Source organism: Anaerobiospirillum succiniciproducens DSM 6400 (assembly GCF_000482845.1).
GTDB classification, from domain to species: domain Bacteria; phylum Pseudomonadota; class Gammaproteobacteria; order Enterobacterales; family Succinivibrionaceae; genus Anaerobiospirillum; species Anaerobiospirillum succiniciproducens.
In genome coordinates this window covers 1-8511 of the sequence record NZ_AXWV01000103.1, presented here as the reverse complement: position 1 = coordinate 8511, position 8511 = coordinate 1, and the positions used below count along the sequence as shown (strand labels likewise).

4 protein-coding genes and 1 pseudogene are annotated in these 8511 nt (G+C 44.3%); 4 read left to right on the top strand and 1 reads right to left on the bottom strand.

The features are described 5' to 3' along the window. From H524_RS17465 to H524_RS15610, 3 genes and pseudogenes are all read left to right on the top strand, one after another. Window positions 1–1675, top strand: a pseudogene (locus H524_RS17465) (hypothetical protein); the annotation flags it as partial. A 1002-nt stretch (window positions 1676–2677) separates the two neighbouring features. Then, window positions 2678–3346 carry a winged helix-turn-helix domain-containing protein gene (locus H524_RS0111235; RefSeq protein WP_027940275.1) on the top strand — a complete coding sequence of 223 codons (669 nt, stop codon included), beginning with the start codon at window positions 2678–2680 and terminating at the stop codon, window positions 3344–3346. Window positions 3347–3800: 454 nt separating this feature from the next. Next, window positions 3801–6209: a sensor histidine kinase gene (locus H524_RS15610; protein WP_052339077.1), complete on the top strand. Its 2409-nt coding sequence runs from the start codon at window positions 3801–3803 to the stop codon at window positions 6207–6209. A gap of 145 nt (window positions 6210–6354) precedes the next feature. Here H524_RS15610 and H524_RS0111225 read toward each other — a convergent pair whose 3' ends face one another. After that, window positions 6355–7839, bottom strand: coding sequence for a sigma-54-dependent transcriptional regulator (locus tag H524_RS0111225; protein ID WP_027940274.1), 1485 nt, complete (start codon window positions 7837–7839; stop codon window positions 6355–6357). A 402-nt stretch (window positions 7840–8241) separates the two neighbouring features. On the opposite strand from H524_RS0111225, the gene H524_RS0111220 reads away from it, so the two are divergent. Next, a partial coding sequence (locus tag H524_RS0111220) for a MerR family DNA-binding transcriptional regulator (RefSeq protein WP_044121678.1) occupies window positions 8242–8511 on the top strand: 270 nt, incomplete at its 3' end.

Below are 8511 nucleotides of genomic sequence, written 5' to 3'. Positions count from 1 at the left end.
AGCTGTTGAGCAGGCTGCCCCAGCACCTGTTGCAGAGCAAGCCGCACCTGCTCCTGAGGCAAAGCCAGCTGTAGAACAGGCTGCCCCAGCACCTGCTGCTGAGCAAGCAGCTCCTGCTCCTGAAGCTAAGCCAGATTTAGAACAGGCTGCCCCAGCACCTGCTGCTGAGCAAGCAGCTCCTTCCCCTGAGTCTAAGCCAGCTGTTGAGCAGGCTGCCACAGCACCTGTAGCTGAGGAAGTAGTTGAGACTACCGATGATGAGGCCGTTGAGGCTTTTGATAAGGCCGCTGCACAAGAGCAAGCTGCTGCTCAAGTAGCTGCAGCACCAGTTGCCGAAGTTACAACTCAGGTTCCTCTCTCACTGTACGCTGAGCTCCCAGTGGTTGCTGATCTCGTAGCCATGGCTAATGTAGTTGAGGTTGAAGTTGCTACTGTAGAAGCTGCTGAGACTCCTGTTGCTCAAGAGAAGGCAATGGAGACCGCTCCACAGCCAGAGTTATACGCTGAAGAGCTCAAGAAGGAAACTGTTGAGCCAGTTGCTGAAGAATTAGTTAAGGCTGAGACTGTAGCTGCAGCTGCTGCCGATGCTGTACTGGCTGTTGCTGGTGATGCATTACCAGAGACCACTGCTAAGGTAGAGGCTGTACAAAGGGCTTCTGAGGCTGTAGTTAAGGCTGTATCAGCTGAGGCTGCCAAGGAGCGTAATGTAGTAATTGCTAAGGATCAGCCACAGGTTAAGGGCTTTAAGCCAATCTATGAGGATGTTCCTTCTGTTTCTGGCTTCAAGCCAATCTTAGAGGACCACCCAACTGTTCAGGGCTTTGATCCAGTTGTTATCGATCAGCCACAGGTTAAGGGCTTCTACCCATCCCAAAAGCAGGCAACTCAGGCTCCAGTTCGTCATCCAGCTATGACCGCCCCAGCTCCTGTTGCTCCAATAGGCCTCCAGCCATCACTGCAGTTTGTTCCAGTTGGTGAAGCTACTATCCAGTACATCGAAGTTGCACCAGGTCAGTTCCAGGCAGTTCAGGTTGTTCCAGTACAGCCAGTTCAGATCCAGCCTTTAAACACCAAGACCTACGGCAATGTTCACTACCAGCAAGTAGTTCCTGCTCCAGAGGCTAAGGCTGCTCCTGTTGAGGCCGCTCCAGCTCCAGTTGCTCCTGTAGCTCCTGAGGCCGCTCCTGTTGAGGCCGCTCCAGCTCCAGTTGCTCCTGAGGCTGCCCCTGTTGAGGCTGCTGTAGCTCCTGTTGCTCCTGCAGCTGTTCAGGACGGCTTTATGAACATTGTTCCTCTCAAGCCAGCTGCTCCAGCTGTTAAGGCCGCTCCAGCCCCTGTAGAGGCTGCTCCAGCTGCAGTTGCTCCTGCAGCTCCAGTTGAGCAGGCCCCAGTTGCTCCAGAGGCTGCAGTTGTTGTTGCTGAGCCAGCAGCAGTTGAGCAGGCTCCTGTAGCTCCACAAGATGCATACGCTGATGGCTATGAGTATGTTGAAGGTGCAGACGAGTACGAGTATATGGAAATCACCCCAAGTGATGATGGTGCTTCAAACATGGATGACTTACCAGATCCAATCATCATCATGCCAGACTCAATCCCAGAGAACCTTCCAGAGGGTGTAACTCCTGAAGACTTAGTTGGTACTACTTACCCAACCATCAAGCCAAATCAGGAATAAGCTTTCTAGCTAAATCCATCGCTATTTATTAGCAGCAAGAACCCAGGTTTATCCTGGGTTTTTGCGTTTTTAAGCCTGATAAAGCAAGGCGGCCTTGAACTATTTGGCTCTTCAGTCACGCTTGAACTATTTGGCTCTTCAGTCACGCTTGAACTATTTGGCTCTTCAGTCACGCTTGAACTATTTGGCTTGCATTCTTCAAAGCTCTGCATGCATTACATGTATGGATGCTAGGTGTGGTTAATTTAGTGGTTTACGAATGGTTAACTGATCGTTTGGCTCATGAAAGTTATTATTAAGATTGTCGGTATTTGAGCGATTTTTGGGGCTAGGCGGTATCTATAAAGTCTGGTTTTATGGCTAAGATACCTATTTCGGATGCTAATTTAGGCGATATTTGTGGGATTTAACTTAGATTTAACTTTTGTAAGACTGCAAGCTTAACTATTCTCAACTAAGATGCTATTCAAACAACAACAATAAAAGTATGCCCGACCTTAGAGACATTAGCTAAGCTCTTATGAGCTTACTCACCTGTGGTGGTTTTCTTTGGTTTGGCTGCTTTTTTATGCTTGCTGTACAGAGAAGATTACTTTAAGTAAGTCTTTAATCTTACAGCTACAAACAGAATTCTCCATAAGTAGTTGCTTGTGTGCGATCTAGCTTTGCAAAGTTAACAGCCTTAAGCACCACCGCTTAGAACGTCCTCCCTACTTTGCTATCTTCGCCTGTTATCTACACAATGCATCTTTTATAGTTGCGCTTGCTCCATCAGCTACCATTTTTAAGCCATTGCATAGCAAGTAATGATTAAAGCTATGCACGAGTTTAGATAGGCTTTACAATGGATTTAGACTTATGTTAGTGAGCTATTGAAAGTTCAAAGAAATTTCTTTTGCCCTTTGAACTTGACAATAGTAGAGAGTAACGCAACACTAACCATTAGCACTTAACGGTGTTCTACTACCTTTCAGCTTGAGTTTAAGTCTGATCGAGGACCCTATGATCTTTTACGTAGAAGATGACAACAGCATTCGCGAGATTGTTTTATACACTCTAAGCTCTATGGGCTTTGAAGCAAAAGGCTTTGAAGATGGCCAAAGCTTCTTAAAAGCTCTTGAAACAGAACGCCCTTCTTTAGTAATGCTTGATGTAATGCTGCCAGATTATGATGGCGTTGAATTGTTAAAACTCCTCAAGCGCAACGCCCGCACCAACGATCTGCCAGTGATCATGGCCACTGCACGTGGCGCTGAAATCGAAAAGATTCGTGCCTTAGACTTAGGCGCTGATGATTACCTTGCTAAGCCATTCTCCATGATGGAGATGGTCGCTCGTATCAAGGCTGTATTACGTCGCTACAAGAGCGAAAAGCCAAAGGTGCTTGAGGCTTCCAACTTAACCTTAGATGAAAGCAGTCATACTGTTAAAGAAGGCGATCGCTCTATTGAACTTACTTACAAAGAGTACGAGCTTTTATCTTTACTGCTCAAGCATCAAGGTCGCGTTTATAGCCGTGAGCAAATCCTCGATCTCATTTGGGGTCACAACTACGACGGTGAAAACAGAACTGTAGACGTTCACATCCGTACTTTACGCTCCAAGCTTGGCGATGCAGCCTCATTAATCAAGACTGTTCGTGGCGTAGGCTACAAGCTCGAGTGCAGCTAAGAGTTTATAAGGCCCCGATGGCCTAAGCATACATTTCCTTTTGTTCACAAAGGCCATGAGAGCTAATCTTATGGCCTTTTTTGTAATCAGCTTATAGTGCTTAGCTCGCTTGGCGCGATCATTAATTTAACTTGTTTTAGTGATCCTAGTATTTTTAGGTTAAAGCCTAAATATATGGGATTTGTCTGTCAAAATTGTCGCGCATTTGCTTAACAAATTCTTAATGATCGTGTGTAAGAATCTATCCGTTCGACAAGCCTTAAGTCCTGTTCTAAAGGCAAAGGATATAATCGATTTTTTGTATAACAATACATTGTTAAGTACGATCGTGACTTAACAAAGCAATGTGTGCTGTTAATTCTTTTGTTAATTAATAGCCACTTAGCTATCTACTTTTGATAGCTTAACCTCTTATATACTAGTACTTGCGTACCTACCATGGTTGGAAAGAGTTGTGCGAAAGAAGATCTTTAAAGCCTGTCTGCAACTGTCTATCGGTCTGATGGCCGTGTTGTCTATCGCAGCAGTATTGATTCATCAGTTCTTAAAGACACAAGAAGATCTCTCACGTCTTGAGAATTTTGGAAGTGTCATTGCCGATGCTATTGATCTGCATGGCATCGACTTTCTCAAAGATAACACTTACTCCTGGATGCGTATCTCTGTCATTTCCCAAGATGGCACCATACTTTATGACAGTGCTTTTGATGAGAATACTCTTGATAATCACCGCACCCGTGCAGAGGTAGATGATGCTATTCACAAGGGCAAGAGTACTATCAGCCGCTATTCTAATACGCTCAAGAAGCAGACTTACTACCATGCTATTCATCTTAAGAATGGCTATGTACTACGCCTGTCTTTCTCAAGTGACAGTGTCTATCTGTACACTCTTAACTTTATGGCATTCTTAGCAATACTGCTGTGCATTCTGATCGTGTTCTGCTATTACATTGCCACCTTGCTGTCTCGCTCCATCATTGAACCTATTGATAAGATCAACCTCAATACTATCAAGCCTAACTCAAATAGCATTGATAATGTGTACAACGAGCTGCGTCCGTTTATAAGACGTATTACCTCACAGCAGCTTAAGATCGACGAGCAGTATCAAGAGCTCCGTTTGCGTGCTAATGAATTCCAAGCCATTACTAAGAGTATGTCTGATGGCTTAATCATGCTCAATGCAGATGGCAATATCATCTCCATTAACAAGATTGCTCGTAAGATCTTCGCGGTTACAAAAGAAGACTGCCTCAATCAAAACTACTTGGCTATTGATAACTTTGAGTACCTCAAAGATATGATGGCTCAGGTAAGCGAGAAACCAAAGCAGACCCGTAATATCGTCCGTGATGGTAGAGATTATGAGCTCCGCTTTAGCCGCATTGAAGATAGCGGCATCTGCATTGGCTATGCGATCATCATTTTAGATATAACCGATAAGAAGCGTACTGAGAAGCAACGTCAAGAGTTCACTGCTAACGTATCTCATGAGCTTAAGACTCCATTGCAGTCAATTATTGGTTATTCAGAGATGATGGCCAATGGCTTTGTTAAGGCAGGTGATATTAAGCACTTTGCCTCCCGTATCAATAAGCAAAGCAGCCGCCTTAAGACCTTAATTGAAGACATCATTTTCCTCTCACAGCTTGATGAAGGCCAAGTTGCGATTATGGAGCCTATCTCCATTAGTCAAACTTGTCGCGAGGTCTTTGATAACTTACAAGAAAAAGCTCAAGAGCATGGTATTACGCTGAGTGTTGTAGGTTCCGATATAAAGTTCATCGGTGTAAGCCGTTACATCTACGAGCTTATCTACAATCTCACAGACAATGCTATTCGCTATAACAGCGAAAACGGTAGCGTTACCGTTTCAATGCAAACTACTAACAATAAGTATTTAATCACTGTTGCTGATACCGGCATTGGTATAGCCCCTGATGAGCAATACCGTATCTTTGAACGCTTCTATCGCGTAGATAAGTCCCACTCACGTCAAACTGGTGGCACGGGCTTAGGCCTGTCTATCGTTAAGCGTGTGGTACTCTATCATCAAGGTAAGATTCGTATTAACTCAGAAGTGGGTAAAGGAACTACCTTTACTATCACCTTCTACAAGGACAAGTTAGCTGAGCTTAAAGAGTCTAATGAACGTCGCCAATTAGAACTGCTGCAAGAAAGTGAAAAGGAAATGGCGATCTCTGATGCTATTACTGCAGAGCAAGCTATAGAGAACTTCCGCCTTAAAAAGCAAGAACTTGAAAACTTATCTAAAGAGGCCATGATCTCAATGGCTGCCGATGAGCTTGCAGCTAAGAATAAAGCTACAGCTGCTCAAAGCAGTGAATCAAATGGCAAAACAAGTACTATCGTAGCTGATAGTGATGACTTAAATGCTGTTTTTGAAACCCCTGATACCACGCTTAGCGTGAATGATGCTTTAGATGCAGCTAAGAAAAATCATGCCCCAAATAGCCTTGTAGATATCCAAAGTAAGGATGCCTTGCTCAAAATATCAGATGCACTATCAGAGCCTAGAGATATCTCATCCTTAAGCAATAATGAAGTTACCTCTAAAGCTTATGATGAGTTAGCTGATAGTGACTTACAAGCTAACCGTAGTTCTAGCACAAGTAGTTATGAGATAGACGCAAGCAAGATAAGCGAATCCACTACTACATCAAAGAGCGGCCATAAAGCCGCTGACAAGAAGGTCAGCACAAGGGCCACTAAGTCTGCATCAGCTAGCAGTTCAGCTGTAAAGAAACCACGTACTAGAAAAACTACCACTAGTACCAAAAGCCGCACTAGGACTAGCAAGGCTAAAGACTCAAGCGAAGAGCAATCTAAGTCAACTTAAATCATGCTCTCATTAAGTTTAGGTCTGAGATCTAGTAAAGATAGAAATACATCTCTTCATCTCAGGCCTCAACTAGTGGCCATCAACGAAAAAGCTCAGCAAATGCTGAGCTTTTTTCTTTTATCTAAAGTATCGTTGCGTGCTATTAGCCTGGAATGATCATGCCTTCATCACGCATCTTAGCGATCTTGTAACGTAAAGTTCTTGGGCTAATGCCAAGCTTTTCAGATACAGCCTGACGATTGCCACGGCACTCTACTAAAGCATCTAAGATGATTTGGAACTCTTGCTGCTTAAGCTCGCCGCCTAATGACTTAGGAATGCTTTGATTCCTAATCATGTCCATGGAGTTATTGGCCATACCATGCTGGCTTAATAAATCATCATCGCCCATGCTTACAGGTGCTTGAGGCTGTGGAGGAACATCTGCTACCTCTTGAACTTGCTCTTGAGCAATAGTTGGAGCGATACCAGCCATAGATCTTTGCTGATCTTGAGAGCCAATGGCGTCGTCTAAGATAAGATCGCTAGGCTTGATCACACCGCCGCTAGCTAAAATCAGAGCACGCTGCATAACGTTCTCTAGCTCACGCACGTTACCTGGCCATTGGTAAGCCTCAAGACGTGCTATTGCCTCTTTAGACAGCTCAGGAATGTTTTTAGAGCTCTCGGTAGCATGACGCTTTAAGAAGAACTGAGCTAAAGGCAGCACGTCCTTGCTACGTTGGCATAAAGGCTTCCAGCGTAATGGGAAAACGTTTAAACGATAGAATAAGTCCTCACGGAACTTGTTTTCGAGTACAGCCTGCTTTAAGTCGCGGTTAGAGGTAGCAATCACGCGTACATCTAAGGAAATAGTCTTACGACCACCTAAGCGCTCCACCTCTTTTTCCTGCAGCACACGTAAGAGCTTAGACTGCAGGCTTAAATCCATCTCAGTGATTTCATCTAATAAGATGGTACCGCCTTGAGCCTGTTCAAACTTACCAGGACAAGCTTGAATAGCGCCGGTAAAAGCACCCTTCTCATAACCAAAGAGAGTTGACTCAAGCATGGTGTCAGGGATAGCTGCACAGTTAATGGCAACAAAAGGACCAGAAGAGCGAGCTGAGTTGTCGTGCACGTAACGAGATAAAACTTCCTTACCTGAGCCTGATGGGCCGGTAATCATTACGGTAGCATCGGAGGCAGCAACTTTAAGAGCTAATTGCAGTAACTCACCAGTACTCTCATCTGCCCAAATAGGCTCGCGCTTAGTAATACGCTTAACTGGAACACATCTTGAGACCTGGCTTAAGAGCACCTCAGGTGCAAAAGGCTTAGCCAGATAGTGAATAGCACCATCGCGCATGGCTTTAACTGCGCCATCAATATTGGCATACGCAGTCATCAAAAGTACTGGAATCTGAGGGTACTTGTCGCGAATGCAATTGAGCAAGGTATGACCATCCATGCCATCCATCTGAATGTCAGAGATAACCATATCCACGATACGTCGATTGAGCAGATCCAGAGCCTCATCACCATTAGAGGCCTCAACACATGCATAGCCAGTAAGCTCGAGGGTATCTACAATAGCCTCACGTAACTGACTATCATCATCTACTACTAAAATTAGACTTGAATTCATAAAAAAATCGACGCACTAACCTCTGCCTTAATGCATTGGAGCAGCGCCCTCCTTTGTGCAATTCGGTTAAAACTTATCACCTAGCTTCACTAGCTAAACCAACCCTGTTTCTATGTCTGGTAAGACATGTAGTGATTGGCCAAGGATGACTCTCAAGCCGCTCCTTAGGTATATGGTTTTGACATAAACGCCATGGATCAATCATTTTAATCTGATCGGCAATTGCATCGCAAGCTTACAAGGACTAGCTTACACAATATTATGTGCACAATCCTACACATGTATAGCTTGTGACAGTATGTTACTCAGACATACCCTTGTGTTTTCCTGATAAAACACCGCTATACAAGAGCAATTAACAGTTTTGAAAAATATAGATAAATGTGTTATTATACATTTATTATGAGCACATATAAGATTGGACAATTTGCTAAATTGGTACGCCGTACCCCAGCTACGATCCGACGTTGGGAGGCTGAAGGTAAAATCGCTAGTAAACGCCTGCCTTCTGGACATAGGTATTTTGATGATTCAGACTTGCGCGCAGTGATGGGCGTTAAAGCTGAGCATAGAAATACAGTTGTCTATTGTAGAGTCAGTAGCAAGGGGCAAAAGCAAGATTTAGAGCGTCAACTTGAGTCCATGCAGATTTGGGCACTTAGCAGTGGTACA